The 17605-nt window shown below is 41.7% G+C and carries 13 protein-coding genes; 10 read left to right on the plus strand and 3 right to left on the minus strand.

Annotation, left to right across the window (positions count from 1 at the left end):
- Window positions 1-10: 10 nt before the first annotated feature.
- On the minus strand, window positions 11-496 hold the full coding sequence (locus AUR67_RS16235; protein WP_058586050.1) for a MarR family winged helix-turn-helix transcriptional regulator: 486 nt from the start codon (window positions 494-496) through the stop codon (window positions 11-13).
- 329 nt (window positions 497-825) lie between these two features.
- Here AUR67_RS16235 and AUR67_RS16240 point away from each other — a divergent pair, with 329 nt between their 5' ends.
- The 5 genes from AUR67_RS16240 (at window position 826) to AUR67_RS16260 (ending at window position 7034) form a co-directional block, all read left to right on the plus strand.
- Window positions 826-1677 carry a D-hexose-6-phosphate mutarotase gene (locus tag AUR67_RS16240; protein ID WP_058586051.1) on the plus strand — a complete coding sequence of 284 codons (852 nt, stop codon included), beginning with the start codon at window positions 826-828 and terminating at the stop codon, window positions 1675-1677.
- Between the two features lie 68 nt (window positions 1678-1745).
- Window positions 1746-2279, plus strand: a complete 534-nt coding sequence (locus AUR67_RS16245; protein ID WP_058586052.1) for a PH domain-containing protein — start codon at window positions 1746-1748, stop codon at window positions 2277-2279.
- Window positions 2272-3804, plus strand: a complete 1533-nt coding sequence (locus AUR67_RS16250) for a PH domain-containing protein (RefSeq protein WP_082665656.1) — start codon at window positions 2272-2274, stop codon at window positions 3802-3804. The genes AUR67_RS16245 and AUR67_RS16250 overlap by 8 nt, the downstream gene beginning before the upstream one ends.
- A gap of 79 nt (window positions 3805-3883) precedes the next feature.
- On the plus strand, window positions 3884-4126 hold the full coding sequence (locus AUR67_RS16255) for a hypothetical protein (RefSeq protein WP_058586054.1): 243 nt from the start codon (window positions 3884-3886) through the stop codon (window positions 4124-4126).
- Between the two features lie 85 nt (window positions 4127-4211).
- Entirely contained in the window at window positions 4212-7034 is a 2823-nt protein-coding gene (locus AUR67_RS16260; RefSeq protein WP_058586055.1) for a TolB family protein, read from the plus strand.
- Window position 7035: 1 nt separating this feature from the next.
- Here AUR67_RS16260 and AUR67_RS16265 read toward each other — a convergent pair whose 3' ends face one another.
- Window positions 7036-8175 carry a tetratricopeptide repeat protein gene (locus AUR67_RS16265; protein ID WP_058586056.1) on the minus strand — a complete coding sequence of 380 codons (1140 nt, stop codon included), beginning with the start codon at window positions 8173-8175 and terminating at the stop codon, window positions 7036-7038.
- Window positions 8176-8446: 271 nt separating this feature from the next.
- Here AUR67_RS16265 and AUR67_RS16270 point away from each other — a divergent pair, with 271 nt between their 5' ends.
- From AUR67_RS16270 to AUR67_RS16280, 3 genes are all read left to right on the plus strand, one after another.
- Entirely contained in the window at window positions 8447-9061 is a 615-nt protein-coding gene (locus AUR67_RS16270) for a PQ-loop domain-containing transporter (protein WP_058586057.1), read from the plus strand.
- Between the two features lie 75 nt (window positions 9062-9136).
- On the plus strand, window positions 9137-9958 hold the full coding sequence (locus AUR67_RS16275) for a hypothetical protein (protein ID WP_058586058.1): 822 nt from the start codon (window positions 9137-9139) through the stop codon (window positions 9956-9958).
- On the plus strand, window positions 9955-10437 hold the full coding sequence (locus tag AUR67_RS16280) for a pilin (protein WP_058586059.1): 483 nt from the start codon (window positions 9955-9957) through the stop codon (window positions 10435-10437). Before AUR67_RS16275 ends, AUR67_RS16280 begins: the two co-directional genes overlap by 4 nt.
- Before the next feature lie 47 nt (window positions 10438-10484).
- Here the strand turns inward: AUR67_RS16280 and AUR67_RS16285 are convergent, their stop codons facing one another.
- Complete coding sequence (locus AUR67_RS16285; protein ID WP_058586060.1) at window positions 10485-12995, minus strand: zinc-dependent metalloprotease; 2511 nt, start codon at window positions 12993-12995, stop codon at window positions 10485-10487.
- Between the two features lie 265 nt (window positions 12996-13260).
- Between AUR67_RS16285 and AUR67_RS16290 the strand changes: the two genes are divergently transcribed.
- Both AUR67_RS16290 and AUR67_RS16295 read left to right on the plus strand, forming a co-directional pair.
- Entirely contained in the window at window positions 13261-14433 is a 1173-nt protein-coding gene (locus AUR67_RS16290) for an efflux RND transporter periplasmic adaptor subunit (protein ID WP_054562957.1), read from the plus strand.
- A 9-nt stretch (window positions 14434-14442) separates the two neighbouring features.
- The gene (locus tag AUR67_RS16295; RefSeq protein ID WP_054562956.1) at window positions 14443-17580 is read left to right on the plus strand and encodes an efflux RND transporter permease subunit; all 3138 of its coding nucleotides are present in this window, start codon (window positions 14443-14445) and stop codon (window positions 17578-17580) included.
- Window positions 17581-17605: the final 25 nt, after the last annotated feature.

Consider the following 17605-nt stretch of genomic DNA (forward strand, 5'->3'; position numbering starts at 1 on the left):
GTTTTAATTTTTACTGTGGTTCTAATGTCTTGGTGATTGCGCCAACTTCAAGCAGAGGTGAAGCATCAAGCTGATCTGCATCCATCATTGCGGCAATACGTTGCATTGATGAAAGTAGTAAGCTTTGCTCCCACTCATCGAGTGCTGAGAACTTTTCAATGAAATGTTCTTGCAGAGGCTGAGGTGCTTGATTTAGTAGCTGTTTACCCGCTTCTGTGAGATGCAAACTAACTCGGCGTTTATCTAATTGGCTACGTACACGAGTGATCAGGTTACGGTTTTCTATACGGTCTAAGATATTGGTAACCGTCGCTGGGCTTAGATTTACATTTTGTGCAATGCGACTAGCGGTTATGCCATCGGTTTGTGCAACCTCGTTCATAATCAGTAATTGTGGGCCTGTTAAGCCAGAGGTTTTATTGAGCTGTTTTGAATGAAGGTCGATGGCTCTGATCACTTTACGCAGCGACACTAGTAGCTCGTCATACTTTTGCATGTTTCTGTCTCTTAAATAAGGCGGCGTGGAGCAACCGCAATCAAAAAATTTTACACATCTAATAAATTGAGTTCAAATAAATAATGACTATATTGCTTATAATTTATGGCCATAAAGGTTGTTTTTGTGCTTTTAAAATAATTAGAGCAGAAATTAAAAAGCAAAAGTTAAAATTTAGATGAAGTAATTGTTGTTAACACTTAAAATGCAACTACGAGGTGACACCATCACTTTGTAGTAAAACAATTTATACAAATAACTAAATATTATTTACTAAAAGCCACTGCATTGGGTAAGGTGGATTTACCTTTCATTAAATGGGACGAATTATGAAGTTATCGCCATCAGTTACGATTGAGCAAAGTGAAACCGGGCTTGAATTTATTAAAGTTGCTAGTGAGTTTTGTAGCGCAACTATTTTTCTGCAAGGTGCGCAGATCACTGAGTTCACGCCAACCGATAAAAAGCCACTATTATGGGTCTCAGAATTAGAAGATTACCAAGAAGGCAAAGGTGTGCGAGGCGGTATTCCGATTTGTTGGCCATGGTTCGGAGTAAGCCAACATGAAGGCTGGCCAGCTCATGGTGTTGCTCGCACAAGTTTATGGCGCGCAGAAGAAGTGAAAGAACAAGACGATTCTATTTATATCAGCTTGTCATTGCCGATGACGCAAGTTGATGAAAAGTATTGGCCTTATAAAACTAAGTTATTGGCTGAGTTTATTTTAACCTCTAGCTTAGAGATGCGTTTAACAACCACGAACTTAGATAACCAAACAGTACAGTTTACTCAAGCACTGCACACGTACTTCCCAACACCAGCAATTGAAGAAACAAAAGTAGATGGTCTGCAAGGCGCGAAATACATTGAATTTGCTGAAGGTCCATTTGAGCAAAATGAATTGGTGTCGTTCGCACGTGAAACAGACATGGTTTACACCGAAGCAAGAGACACTCAGCGTATCATTACACCTGATGGCATTATTGAAGTAGGTCGCGAAAATTCAACATCGTGTGTACTTTGGAACCCATGGATAGATAAATCAAAACGCCTTTCTAATTTTGCTGATGACGAATACCACGTAATGCTGTGCTTAGAAGCGGCTAATGTCCTTGATGATAGTGTTGAACTTGCACCAGGAGCAAGCCACACACTTGCAACAAAACTACGCTGGGTATAATTTATAACATATAAAAACTCAGTGTTAGCACGTAAGGCCAGCACCGCTGGCCTTTACAAGGAATTACCGTGTTTAGTAATCAACAAATAGAAACCCTTCCAAAGCATCAAACGATTCAATTCCAACCACTTGCTGATAATGCGATATGGCATGTACAACTAAATTGGTTGTTGTTTTATGTGCCTCTGATGGCCGTGATCATTGCGGTACGGCACTTTAATCCTGCCGTTAGCGAAGCTATTGCTGCACCTTGGCTTTTGGTTTTGCCATTGTTGGTAATACTGTCGATGGTTTACAACCTTTACAGCGTTCGCGCTAAAGGGGTGGCAGTAAGAGAGCATGATATTGCCTTTAAGCGAGGTTTAATTTGGCAACAAATCACTTTATTGCCTATTTCTCGCGTGCAACACACCGAAATTCATCGCGGCCCAATTGAGCGAAAGTTAGGACTCGCAACACTCAGGCTTTACAGTGCGGGTGGCATGAGTGCTGATTTACATATCAGTGGGTTAACTGACGAACAATGCAATGATGTTCGCCAGTTCGTGCAAAGTTATGGTGATAATGCAGCAACTCAAGAAAATGAGCTTGCCGATGAGTGATCAACAATGGCAACGCGTGTCGCCATGGGCGCTACTGTATTTTATTGTTCACTTTGCACTGCGATTCATAAAAGATGGGCTGCTTAATTTACTGCCTATTTTGGTGTTATTTGTTACGCAAGTTGAGCAAAAGCTGTTTTGGGGGCAAATAGCTGTTGCCGTAGCCTCTTTAGTTTTAGTGGTGTATGCCTTTGCTTATTATCGTAATTTTAAATACCGCATAACAGATGGTCACGAAATACTGCTCAATAAAGGGGTATTTAAAAAAGAGCGGCTAACCCTAAAATTTGCTCGAGTACAGAACGTAAACATTGCCGAGCCTTTTTATTTTCAGCCAGTTAATTTAGTTAATTGTATTTTCGATGCCGCCGGTAGTAGTGCTCAAGAAGCTGTGATCCCGGGAGTTAAGCTTAGCTATGCCGAGCAAGTTCGTGAACAAGTTATGGAATTTAAAGCTCAGTTACAACAGCAAGAGCAGCTACCTGTTGAGCAGAGCGAAGCAACAGATAAACCGAAAACCTTAACGATCAGCAATGCTGAAATTGCTAAATTTGGTTTGATGTCGAACATGGCAATTTTAGCATTGGCCGCACTTGCTCCATTTATGAATGTGATTTTTGAGTACCTCGAAAAAACCATCATAAACCGCCTAGAGGCCATACTGAATGAGCAAGCTGCTTTTGTTGGCAGCGCAGCTGCAATCGCTGTGTTAATTATGGTTGTTGCCATTGTTTTATGTGCCATTTTACTTTCTGTTGTCATGGCCTTAGTGCGCTTTTTTAACTTTCAGCTGTATTTTCAAGACGATAAGTTTAAGCGTGTGGCAGGTTTATTTGAGCGCCAGCAACTCTCGATTAGCGTGTCGAAAATTCAAAGTGTGCAAATCAAACAAAATATTATTGCTAGGCTCCTTAATCGCTATACCTTAATTTGCCCACAAGTGAGTAGTGGTGGTATGGCAGCTGGGGTTGCGGCACATAAAAATAAACAAACGTTAGTGATGCCAGTAATCACTAAAGAGCAAGTGCAAGCCGTGTGTGGCTGGTTATTTCCATGGTTTGTTGATTTAACAGAGCTTAACTTTATTAAGCCTGAGCGAGCTTTACTTTATAAAAATACGTTTTTATATGTGATCCTGCCAAGTGTGTTTTCTGCTTTAATTTTCAACGCCTTATTTGATGCTGCTACGATGCTGTGGAGCAGTGTCGTAGGCTTAGTTTTGATGATCGGTGTGTTTTTGAATTATCAAAAAACGGGTTTGGCTATGTATCAACATGACGGCCGTTTTTTTGCCGTATTTAAAACCGGCATGCTAGGTGTGCAGTATCGTGTTTTTGAAATCTATAAAGCGCAAAGCGTCACCACAATAAGCACTTATTTAATGCGCCGATCACAGCTTAAAAGCTTGTATATACAACTGGCTTCTGGTTCTGTATCAATGCCTTACTTAAAAGCAGAGCTGGCTGAGCAGTTTGCTGATTTCGCCCTATATGAAATAGAAGGCGTTGAGCGGAATTGGTTTTAAATAAAAATGATTCTCAATATCATTGATTCGTTTTAATATTGAGGTATACTAGCGCAACGTCAATAACCACGGGTGCGCAATGATTTATTTACTACCTATTTTAGCTATTTCAGGTGTTGTTGCCTTACTTTGTTATGCACGTTCTCAGCAGGAGTGTAAGGGCTTATGTGTGAGTGTTGCCGTTACAGCAATTGCTTTACTCGTAACCGCAGCTTTGGTCATCGCGGGGCTCGGTGCATTAAGAAGTAGCCTGATGTTTGCCGTGACTGTTTTTATTATTTATCAATTACTCGGTTTAGTACGGCCGATTAGACTGGAGTAATTTCTTACACTTTTTAACTTCAGCCTTTTAAAAAAGCATCGCATACTAACCCTTAAATTAAGCAACTTGCTAATCAAGGATTGTGATGAAAAAAGCTCTGTTAACTGTGGCACTACTTGCTGCTAGCCACGCTTCAAGCCAAGAGACTTGGCAAACTATTCATACCGAGCACTTTAATGTGCATTTTAGTACTGAGAACCAGCAATGGGCCCGTTCAGCGGCAACAGAGCTTGAAATTGTTCGCGATAAGGTACTAAAACAGCAAAACCGTGCTCTTGATGAAGTGGTCGATGTTCTGGTTTTTGACCCATTTAACGCCTCCAATGGCTTTGCTTTGCCGGTGACTAACAAGCCTTTAATGGCTTTGTTTACTACGCCCCCACAATCCGACACGGTGATTTCTAACACCGATGGCTGGCAGCAGTTATTGATTTTGCACGAATATATTCATTTGGTGCACCTTGCTCAGCCTACTCGAAGTGACGTGCGCCAAGCTATTCGTAATAGTTGGGATATTTACGACTTAGCTGAAGGTGAAATGCCGCGCTGGGCTGCAGAAGGGTATGCAACGCTACTTGAGTCGAAAATGACAGGGCGGGGTCGTTTATACGATAACCTTTCAGAGGCAATATTGGTTGAATTTGCCCAGCAAGGTGCATTGCCACGATATAGCCAATTAAATAGTACCGAAGGGGGCTATTTAGCTGGCTCAATGGCGTATTTAATGGGTTCTCGTTTTCTTGCTTGGCTTGAAGAGAACTATTCAGCGCAAACTCTTGATGCAGTTTGGACCCGCATGCAAGCGGTTAAAGCGCGTGATTTTAATGAGGCCTTTAGCGGCGTATTTGGCGACTCACCTGAACACCTCTACCGCCGTTTTATTGCAGAATATACTTATAAAGCAATGGCTAAAGAGGTAAGTGAGCAAACACTTGCAAGTAAGCTTTGGTTGGAGCTTGATCTATACGCCTCGAACCCTGTTTTAAGTTTAGATAACAGTAAGCTTGCCATTGTTGAGCGCAACAAAGATAACGAAACCCGTTTAGTTATCTATAGCACTGATGACAATCAACAGGCTGCCGATGATTTTGCAAAGCAGCAACAAGCGTTACTTGATGATGACCCTGCTGATATTGCAGATAAAGCCCCCAGTGTTTTTAAACGTAAGCAAAAACATGTGCTTCACCAAATTAATAGGCAGGGTATAAAAAACCCGCAGTGGTTAGATGAAAGTACATTGTTTTTCACCGCCACAACAACCGTAGGTAAAGGCTCGATTCAAGGTATTTCTGATCTATACCGCTATGATATTGATACAGGCAAAGTAACCGCATTAACCCAACATGCAGGGCTGCGCCGCTTTAGTATCAGTGATAACGGGCACACTGTTTATGCTGAGCAAACGAAGCATGGTTTCTCTGAGCTAGTGCGCCTTGACCTCAATACGGGTGTCGCTACGCCTTTATTTGAGAAAAGCCTAGAAACGGTTTATGACTATCCATTACTTAGCCCTAATAAAACTCAACTAGCTTATTTAAAAGCGACATTAAATGCTAATTGGCAGTTGTATATACAAGATGTAAGCTCTCAAAAATCACTTACTGTGCCAATGCCAAAGGGCTACCAGTATGTGTCACAACCTAATTGGCAAGCCGATGGCAAAGGGCTTTATTTTGTCGCTGGTAAAAATAAAGCTCTCGATTTATATCATTATGATCTACAAAGCAATTCACTACGCCAATTAACGCAAGGCCAAGAAGCTATTGCACACCCAATGGCAATGAATAATGGTGAACTTTTGTATTTATCGATCACTGCTGAAGGGCCGAATATCAAGCATTTTGCTGAGCAACCACAAGGATTAGAGGTTGTTGAATTTGCTAAAAGTGCAGAGCCACCACGAGGTCAGGTAACGAGCGAAGTATTACCTGAGGCGAAAATCTACCCGCAAAGCCCAACTGAGCCAGCCGATTATGATATTTGGCAGCAAAAACCCACCTTTTCGCTGGCATCTCAGTATTACTCGGCCTCATCTTCGCTGCTTACCCTTGGAGTAAAAAGTAACGACTTTTTAAAGCAGCTCGATTTACAAGCAGGCTACAGTGTTGATTTACATGACAAAGCATTGGAAGGGGTGTTTGCGGCCGCTAAGTACTCAGCGTTTGATTTAAAATTTAAAGCGCTGTTATTTGATTACGACCTTGAATCGGCAAAACAGTACCATTCACAAATACCGGTGAAGGTAAGTAACACTGGGGCGCATTTAGCCATGAGCTACCCGTTGCAGTTTCAGCAGCTTAGAATTACACCGAGTTTGAGCTATAACTACAGTGATTTTAGTAAGGGGGATGATCAATGGTTAACCCTTGGACTTGAACAAAAATGGCAACATGATAGACAGCGATACGGTTTTGCTCAGTCTGTGAGTGCTCAGTGGTTATCCGGTGATGCTAACTCGAATAATTGGCAGGGCTATAACTTTGCCACCGTATTGAGCGGTTATGCTTTTGATATTCCTGTGTATGTTAATTTTGCACAGCAATATCGCGATGACAGTATTCTTGCACTTGGCGGTTATGAGTCAAACTTAATTAATAATGACACGCAAAGCGGCTTTGTTGTTGCCCCTGAGTTGCCGTTTATTAGTCAATCAGGTAACCGCTATAAAGGTTATGGCGGGGGCATTAGTTACAAAGATTCATTACCTTGGCTTTATTACCAACAGCATCAAGTTGATAACCGAGTCTATGCACAAAGTTACGGGCTAAAATGGCGAGGAGACTTTAGCTTTGGTATGGGGCCCGCTGGTTTAAACGATGTAAACCTTGATTTTGGCGTCGCCCGGGTAGAAGGCGACGACTTTGAAAATGATTTACGGGCTTGGCTAAGCTTCTATTACTCGTTATAGCCTAGTGTTGATCAGTTAAGGCGAAAAGCTTGGCGTGATATAGCGCCAGTTTTTCGTCTTTATTTTCTATCTCAATGGCTTTTTCTAGCCACTCCTTAGTGCTTTTTTCATTTCCTTGCTGAAAACTAATAATCGCTAATTCTATATAGGGTTCAGATAAATAAGGGGCTAATGCAATAGCGTCTTCGAGTTGTTGCTTTGCCTTGAAAAGCTTGCCATTGTTACGGGCGTTAATTGCCGTTGCCAGTAACTCGAATGGATCCTGCTCTAGCATCGCCAACTGTGAATTGAGCTGCTCTGCCAAAACCTGATCATTAAGTTGCTCGGCCAGCACTGCGTAATTATGTAGTAAATTCGTATCTTTAAAGCCATGCTGCATTGCTGTTTGATAAATATGTTTTGCTCCAGCTAAATCACCCGCTTGGCGATGTAATACGGCAGCTAGATTATAAAGTGAGGGTGCATGTGGTGTGTATTCATTGGCTTTTAAAATGTAGCTGTAACTCAAATTGAATTGCTTTTTAGTTAAGGCCTCGCTTGCCAAGTTGCTGTAATAACGGCTGATTAAGTCTTTTAATTCAGCGCGGCCAGAGTAAAAACTACCACGTGCTGGGAAGTAATCGATGACTGTGCCTGGTGGCACCAAGTAATTATCGTCCTCATTTAAAGGGGCGTAGACTTTGGTGCGAAAATGGCCCGATACATACACGATGTTATTTTGTTTGCTATAAACAGGCTCACTGGAGACCGCTTGAAAGCCTGTTTGAAGTCCAGCTAGTTGAGCATAAGCATGGGTTAAAATTGCTAAGCTAATACAGTTACCTTGATGACCTTGAAGAGTCTGCTGGGCATTGAGTGTGGCGCTAAAGTAATTAAAATTGGTGAGCTTATTTTCTAAATAGTGATATAGGATTTGGTCATCCCTTAAATCGCCACCTTGACGTTTGGTAAAATAATTAAGAAAACGTTTCTGCTCATCTGCAGGGAGCGTAAATAGCTCAGGGTCGCTAAGTTCAACGTGTTTAAAATGTGCTGCATTGAGTAAGCTGGCCACACTCGGTGGTGGCGTTGGTTGTTGTTTTGTACTCTTGCATCCAACTAAAAAAGTACTTAAAACAAGCGCATATAAAATTGACTTCATGGCTTAACCCTCCTGAGCACTATTTAATCAATGTACCCAGATCACATTAATTATTCAAGTTAGTCGTTAGTGTCATCAGCTGTAAACAGCTTGTACGGATATCTTGCCAATAGACTGTTGTTTATTTTTTATTCTTTATTGCATTCTAAAGCGCTCTCATTACAATGCCGCGCTCTTTTAAATCGCTTTAAAAACAGGTGTTTACTGTAATTCTATGGGTGATTTATAAATTGCTAACTTATTAACTAAATTGTAACGAGAGAGGTCTGTTTTGGCGCACTTTTTGCCGATTATTTCATGCTTTATTTTAGCGTTTAGCTTTTATCCGCTTTTAAATAAGATCCGTAAAAATCGCAGTGTGTCGGGCGTTTCGCTGTTAATGATGAGCTTTGGTGTTGCGCAAAGTTTATATTTCATCACCTTTAACCTGTTTTTTCAGCGTTTTTACATGGTTTTGCCATTCGTTGTAACAGGCATGCTAAGTGGCGTGATTCTTTACTATTTTGTTCGTTACAATGCCGCACGAAAGCAACGCATGCAGCTAGCTGGGTTATTAGCCATCTCGGTCGTGCCTTTTGGATTGTTGCTTAACTCTCATTATGAAACAGCAACGGTGCTTAACTGGCTAACCTATGTTGGTTTAGTCATGAGCTCTATTCGGGTTATGCCGCAGACTTATAAAACCATTAAAAGTGGTGATATTAGTAATTTAAGTGCGCGTTACTTCAGCCTACAGTTTGTTGCTGGAAGCTGCGGCCTCGCTGCCGAGCTTGCTATGGCGACACCGAGCGTGTCTCACATACTGACCTTTGTAATGATTCTACTGACTAATGCAGCGCAATTGGGGTGTATTCAATATTATAAATCGCGCCCTGCAATGGCTTGATTGGGTAATAAACAAACTATTTATTAACTTTTTGCTTTATGGCACATTATCTTATCGCTATCGAAAGGATAAGATATGAATTGGAATCAATTAGGCTACTTGTGTCGATTATTATCGCCAATAAGTGGCCTAAATAAAGCACAGCAAGAAGCGCTTAGTGCCCCGCAACACTTAGAAATTTATAATGATGGACAAAAGAATAGTCCATTAGCCACTAAGCTTGCAAAAGACCTTAAAGAAGCTGAAGGTGAGCAGCAGCAAAGGTTAGCGTTAAGTTATGCAGCGTTATCATCAACACTAAAAGAGCACTCTTTCGACTGTAAAACCAAGTTGCTTTATCTGGGTGTACTTTTCTCCGTTTTCATCCTTGTTAACTTTATTTACCAGCAATTTGTTATTCCTTCGTTCTCAAATGTGTTTAGCCAATTTGATGTGCAAGTTACAGAGCACATGGCTAATTTAGTTAGATTCTGGCTGGTCGCAAGTATTGCGCTCGGCTTGTTCTTGATGGTTATTGTATTGACTGTAAATGCGCTTCGACAGTTTGCAAATCTGACTTTACTGAGCGCTTCATCAGCCCAGTTTGAGTTAATAATCCCTAAAAAAATTAGGCACAATTATGATGCGTTAGTCGCATTAATTGAGTTCCCATTGTATGGAACATTACAGAACGATAATCGTGAGTTATCTCATTTAAAAACATGCCAAAGTAATGGCTTGGATATTGCCCAAGAGCTAGAGCTCCTCGTCGCCAATAAACTTGAAAGCTTACGCGGCGATATCACAGCGCATATCAACAGACTCATCACTGTATTTAGTATTTTATTGGTGATATTAGTTGCCCATTTCTTAGTGGGAGCATATGAGCCTCTATTCTTAATGGGAGAGATAGTATGAAAAATAAAGGATTTACGCTGATTGAGTTAATGGTTGTAGTAGCCATCATCGGCATTTTAGCTTCTGTTGCATTACCACAATACAGTCAATATATTCAGCGCAGTGAACTAGCTGATCCCTTAGCAATGGCGTCAACTATTCGAGAAGACGTTACAGCTTTTTACTTGGAGCACGGTCGCTTTCCAAAAAACAATGAGCAAGCAGGTGTCCCTGCAAGTAAATTTTTAATTGGTAATCGAGTTACGGGGATCACTGTTGAAGACGGAGCGATTCATATTAGCTTGGGCAATAAGGTATCTATGCCTTTGCAAAATACAGTATTAAGTTTTCGCCCTGCGGTTGTTGTCGGAAGCCCTACAAGCCCTATAGCTTGGCTTTGCGGGTTTGATAAACCTGTAACGGGTATGCAAGCGGTTGGTGAGAATAAAACGACTGTGCCAAAAGATATATTACCTTCATCGTGCATTGATCGGCGCTAACTTTTAAAAAAGGCTGCCAAGTGGCAGCCTTTTTTGTGTTGTTGTAATTACGCTTCGAGGGCTTTACTAATTAAGCGATCGATATATTGCTTATGGGCTTTAGCTGCGGTGTTTGCACCCCATGGTACGCTCATATCAGCAATTTGATTTAACTGATAAAGCGCGGCAGCTTTGGCTAGGTTATCGTGCTTGCTCGCTTTGCCTAAACCAGCAATCGCGATTAGCTGGTTCACATATTCAACTTGTAGATTGTGACTTAGGGTATTTGCTTTTTTGCTGTCTACAAAAATGCTTGCTGTTAAGTCATTCATAAATTGGTTAAGTGAATACTCGTTGCCATACATTGCGCTGTCTGAAATACGCAGCATAACTGCTGGGTGCAACAACTGAGCAAGTACCAGCTTTTGCATACCTAAAATCATGCCATGTGGTTTAGGGTCTTCGTTCTTACCATAATGATTAAAACCACGACGCTGCTGTAGCAGGTAGTTATACAGTGGCTGCATGCTCGAAAGTACATTTGGCGAGAATACTTTGTCGGCTAACACTTGCATTGCATGTTGCTGGCGCTCAAGTGGCACTGGCGTAAATGGTGCGCCATTTTTGTCATCACCCACCACATTGCGTTCTACATAAACACCACCAATTTGACGAGATACCACGCCTGCTTGTGTTCTGTAGCTTCTAAATAAAATGTTCGCTGAGGTAACTAGCTGCTGGTATGACTCACCATTAACCGTGGCATTGTCTTTAAGTTCAGTAAACAGCTTATTGATAAGTTCCATACGATCATCAGCATATGCGGCAGGGTTAGATGACATATCACCAATCATTACACGTGGGTCGATATGGCGGCCTGGGGCACGCATATCATCAGCATCATTACCAAAAGCTAAAGCATGCTCAGATGAGCGAGCGAGAATTTTTTCAAGGCGCTGCTGCTCAGCGGCTTTATCTGCTAATGCTTGGCTGTAGCCGTACTCAATCGCCCAATCATCGTAAGGGCCAGGTTTTGTTTGGAAGATATCACCTTGTTGCATGCCAATAGGGGCAATGTTTGCTGGTGCATAGTCCATAACTGAGCCCGTTACGATACCTTGCGTTTTACTCTTATCGTGAACTTCTTTTTCATCCCACAAAATAGATGATTTCATATTGTGGTTAAGGCCTAGGGTATGGCCCACTTCGTGTAAAACTAGCTGAGTTAAGCCTTGGCGTAAAATCTCTTTGTCTTCAATGCTCGCACCAGTGCCTAAGCCTTTAGCAAGTAGCATGTTTTCTTGAATGCTGTGGCCCAGTGAGCAATGTAAGTCTGTGCTGTTTTGGCTAGTTTCAAGCGTGGCTGCACCTTGAGTGTATAAGCTGTCGTACATCCAACGGTTTTTCATGAAAACATACTCTAACATAATGTCAGAGCCTAAGATTTCACCGGTTAATGGGTTCGCAAGGGCAGGACCATAACCACCAAATGGTGGGCGCGGTGATGCAGTCCAACGTAATACATTGTAGTTAATATCGCCCGCATCCCAATCGGCGTCATCAGGTTGCACTTTTACTTCGATGGCATTTTTAAAGCCCGCTTTTTCAAATGAGCTATTCCATGCTAGTACGGCATCACGAATAGTGTCTCGCCACTCAACCGGGGTGGTATTTTCAATCCACCAAGTAATCGGTTTAACTGGCTCAGACAGTGCCGCTGACGGGTCTTTCTTTTGTAAGTCCCAGCGCTTGATGACATCTTCATAAGGTGCCCAATCCGCTGATGTCATATTGTCGAATTCGTTAGTGAAATAACCAATACGCGCGTCATCTTGGCGAGCTTGATAATCATTTTTCGGTAGCGCGACAAATGAATGCTGTACTTTAATTGAAACGTTACGAGGATCGCTTACGGCTTTTGAACCTCGTACTGTTGGGTTAGCATTAGAAAATACGTAATCCACCACAACATCTAGGTTATTTGGGTAAGGGCGCTGTTTAACAATACGCGATTTTTTGTCGTTTAACTTACCAAGTTTAAAGCGTTTGCTGGCATTTTTATCTTTTGGGTTTGCCCAAGGTGACACTTTATGCAGTGCTTCACTTAAAAAGAGCTTATCAACTTTAAAAGCAATTTTACCGTCTTCTTCTTTTTCGATTTTAATACTCGCAAGGACAGCTTCGCTGATGTTGGCATCGGCAGAGCGTGCTAGGGCTGAGTTTTCATCAAATTTATAGCGCGGTGTTTTGCTAATAATATCAATGCGGTCAAAGTATTTACGAAACTCAATTAGCTTTGTCTCGCGATATGCCCCTCTGAAGTGGCCTGCATCAGTAACACCATCAACGGTGTGAGCAAAGTACACAAATGGTGTATCAAGTTGAGATTGGTCTATCACCATTAAGTTATCGCCGGTTTTCGCATCTTGGTAAATGCTGAAAACGCCGGCAAACTCGCTTTTATCTTTGATCATTTCAGCCAGTGTTTTTGGCTTCTTTTCTTCTTTCTTTGTTTCGGCAGCGTGGCCATTCATGGCAAACGCTAAGCTTAGTGCCAGCGCAATGTTTGTTATTTTCATTGTTAACTCGTTCCTTTAATTATTTCTCAATCAAGTTTAATGAATTAACCCCTTGATAAAAGGCTGTTTGTTAACAAGTGTGAAAGGAAGTCTCTAAGCCTTTGATGTTATGTGGTTTTTGTTTGTAACAAATTGTTCTTAGATAAGTTTTGGTTTTTGTGTTGCCAATTTATCTGTTTTTGTAACAGTTCCTTACAAATGTCACATTAATGTTTCTGTCAGCTTTGGTATGATAGGGCCAGTGAAAATATTATAGGTGTAAGTTATGCGCACAAGTTTATTAAAATGGATATTACCGTTTGTTGCATTAATCGTTGGTGTTGCTGGTTTTAAAGCAATCAACGCGATTGCTCAAGAGCCTAAAGACAAGGATGTAGTTGATGTGCGTCCTTTAGTACAGGTTGAGCCAGTAGCAAGTGATGATCATCAAGTGATTATTAATAGTTACGGCGAAGTGAAACCGCTTGAAAGTACTTTGCTTGCCTCACAAGTGGCTGGTGAAGTTACAAGCTGGCATCCAAACTTTGTTGCTGGTGGGATTGTAGCTCGTGGTGAAGTGTTATTTACCATCGAAAAAGACAACTACGAAGCAGCTGTACTACAAGCTGAAGCGTCACTTGCTAGTGCTCAAGCGGCACTGATTGAAGAGCAAGCACAAGCTAAAGTGGCAGAGGATGAAGCAAGACGTTACCCAGAACGTGAGCGCACTGACTTATTCCTACGTAAACCTCAAGTTTTAAGCGCGCAAGCCGCTGTTAAATCAGCGCAAGCGGCATTAAAACGTGCCGAGCGTGACCTTGCTCGCTGTGAGGTAAAAGCACCTTACGATGCATTGGTGATCAGCCGTGAAATTGGTGTTGGCCAATACATCAATGTGGGTAGCCAAGTTGCTGAAATTAACAATATTGAAAGTGCAGAAATCATTGTACCAATCGCTGGTTTCGATAGTGTATTTTTGCCAAAACGCTTAAAAGGCGTTAAAGCGACCATCATCAATAAAGGCTTAAACAGTTTTACTCGTGAAGCCGAAATTGACCGTGACCTAGGCGTTGTTGATAACGCGACGCGTATGAGCAACTTAGTTGTTCGTGTTGATGACCCATACGGCTTAAAGCACGACGTACAACCTATTAAATTTGGTGCTTACGTACAAGTGAGCTTTGCCGGTGCAACATTACAAAATATCTACCGTTTACCGCAGTCTTTAGTGAATAACCAGACGGTGTGGATTGTGAACGACGAGAATAAACTTGAACCACGCAAAGTAACGGTAGTACGCGAAGAAGGTGAGTATTTCTACATTAGTGATGGCCTTGAAGTGAATGACCAGTTGGTTCTTACGCTACCTGAGTACCCGCAAGAGGGTATGGAAGTGAAGGTTGCAGGTATGAAAGAAATGACAAGCGATGCAGAAACTGCAGCGGTTGAAAAGCTTTAAGGTAGCACTATGACTGATACAAACACAGAAAAACAGTCTGGCCTTATTGCCTATTTTGCCAATAACTCGGTCGCTGCTAACTTAATGATGGTGTTTATCATCATTATGGGGATCATTAGTTATTTCACTATTCAGCGCCAGATGTTCCCGAATGTTGAAATTAACTATATTGAAGTACAAGCCAATTATCCGGGGGCCTCACCACAGGAAATTGAAGAAAGTATTCTGATCAAAATTGAAGAGTCACTAAAAGATGTCACCGAAATTAAACGTGGTGTATATCGCTCATTTCGAAATAGTGGCCGTGCAAGTTTAGAGATCAACACAGATGCAGAACTTACTGATGTACTCGATAAAGTGAAGCTAAGAGTAGACAGTATTGCGACTTTCCCTGCGGGAATGGAGCCGGTGACGATTAGTCAGGTTGAGTTTCGCCAAGACGTGATTGGTATGACGCTAGTAGGTGATATTCCACTTACTGAGTTAAAGCCTGTTGCAAATAAAATTGAAGATGAGTTACTGCAATTATCTAATGTGTCGCTGGTACAAAACGATGTACCACTTGATGAAATTGCAATTGAAATTGACCCGGATTCACTTCGTCAATACAACCTTACTTTAAGTGAGGTGGCCAGTGCTGTACGTCGTTACTCTGCAAATATTTCAGCAGGTCAATTACGTACTGACGCAGGTATTATCTCGGTACGTGTTGAAAATCAATATTACAGCGGTGATGAGTTCCGCCAGATCCCAGTAAAAATTGGTGCTAATGGCGCGAAAGTGCTGCTAAACGACATTGCTGTGATTAAAGACCAATTCACAGAAGGTGAGCGTTACTTTAAATTTAATGGTGAAAATGCCGTTTATTTATCAGTAAAAGCAACCAAAGAACAGAATATGATCCCGGTTGCTGATTCAGTTAAAGCGTTTATTGAGCAAAAGAATAAAGAGCTACCGGCGGGCCTGCGTCTTGAGCCATTAATGGACATGACTTATTACCTAAATGCCCGTTTAGACATGATGAAAAGCAATCTCTTCCAAGGGGCTATCTTGGTTGCCATTATGTTGTCTATCTTCTTACGCTTTAAGTTGGCACTTTGGGTAATGATTGGTTTACCTGTGTGTTTCTTAGGTGCAATGATGATGATGCCGTTATTTGGTATCAGTATTAATATCGTGTCTTTATTTGCCTTTATTATGGTACTCGGGATCGTGGTCGATGATGCCATAGTCATAGGGGAAAGTGCCTACACCGAAATTGAGAAAAAAGGCGGTGGTGTTGTAAATGTGGTAAATGGCGCAAAACGCGTTGCTACCCCAGCAACATTTGGTGTTTTAACAACGATTGCTGTATTTGCACCGTTTACATTATCAAGTGGCCCAGAGAGTGCATTTTTCTTTGGTATCGCGGTGGTAGTAATTCTGTGTCTGATATTCAGTTTGATTGAATCGAAACTTATTTTACCGGCACACATTGCCCACACTAAATTCCCGCCAATTAACCCAAATAGCTGGCGAGCGCGTTTTAACAAACGTTTCTTTAACTTTGTAAATGGCCCGTATAAGCGTTTTATTGAGCTTTGTGTAGAGTGGCGTTGGTTTGTACTATTTGCGTTTATCGGTTTATTGATTTTGACGTTTGGCTTAATTTCATCAAACCAAGTGCGAGTGGTACCAACACCAAAAGTACCTCATGACTTCCCGCAAATTCGTTTAGAAATGAATGAAAATGCCTCGGATATGCAAACGATTAATGCTATTCGTGAAATCGAAGCAATGGTTAACAAGGTAGACCAAGAGACAGAACGCGAATTTGGCCAAAAGCTAATTCGCGATATCTTAGTGTTCAACCAAGGTCGTACTGAAGCACAATTACTTGCTCCGCTGGTAGATGAAGAGCTTCGCCCGTATAACGCATTCGAATTATCTCGTCGTTGGCGTGAACAAATGCCAAGCATCCCAGGTGTGAAGTCACTGCAAATTTACGATGATGTAAACGGCGGTGGTATGGATGGTGAGTTTGGTTACTTACTTTATGGCCCAGATATCGATACTTTAAATGAGGCTGGTCGTCGTTTCATCCAACTATTACAACAGCAAAAAGGCTTATTTGATATTAGTTCGACCATCGATCCGGCGAGCAAAGAAGTGCAGTTAAGCTTAAAACCTGTAGCATATGATCTAGGTTTAGACCTTGCCAATATTGCTAACCAAGTGGGCGCAAGCTTTTACGGTGGTGAAGCACAGCGTGTTATTCGTCGCGGTGAAGAAGTACGTGTTATGGTTCGTTACCCGAAACTAACACGTGAAGCGTTTGCATCATTAAAGCACGCTGTTATCACAACGCCTGCAGGCCAAGAGGTGATGCTGGGTGATGTTGTTGAGCTGAACGAAAAACCAGGTATTAGCTATATTCGCCGTGAAGGTGGCTATCGTACTGTATATATCTACGGCAGTATCGATGAAGAAGCAATTGAACCGGGTGAAGTGGTTAAGCAAGTTGATGAGAACTTATTACCACAGTTAAAAGAAGAATACCCGTCAGTTAAAACTGAGCTAGGTGGTTCTATTGAAGAACAACAAGCGCAAGCTAATGAGCAAATCATGTTCTTCATCGGCGGTATGATTTTAGTGTATATCTTGCTTGCTGTACCGCTTAAGAGCTATTCGCAGCCTCTAATTGTTATGTCGGTTATTCCATTTAGCTTAACCGGTGCTATTTGGGGTCACTTCTGGTTTGGTTTAGATATTAGCTTGATGTCGGGCTTTGGCTTGATTGCTGCAGCCGGTGTTGTAATTAATGACTCGTTAGTTATGACCGACTTTGTAAACCAAGCACGCCGCGAAGGTATTTCAACTCGCCAAGCAGTTATTGAAGCAGGTTGTGCGCGCTTTAGAGCAATCACCCTGACATCAATTACAACCTTTGCCGGTGTATTACCGATTATGTTCGAAACCAGCTTGCAAGCTAAGTTTGTAATTCCAATGGCTGTAGCACTTGGTTTTGCGGTTATGTTTGCAACTCTAATCACTTTAGTACTAGTACCTTGTTTGTATATTGTAATGAGTGATGTGGGTAATGGCTTCTTGAATGTATTCCGCGCAGGGCACCGAGTCGCGACCAGAAGAAAGCTAGCAAGGGATTAATAACCCATTCGCGAAAAGCCAACCA

It is taken from the genome of Pseudoalteromonas sp. XI10, from assembly GCF_001469895.1.
GTDB lineage: Bacteria > Pseudomonadota > Gammaproteobacteria > Enterobacterales > Alteromonadaceae > Pseudoalteromonas.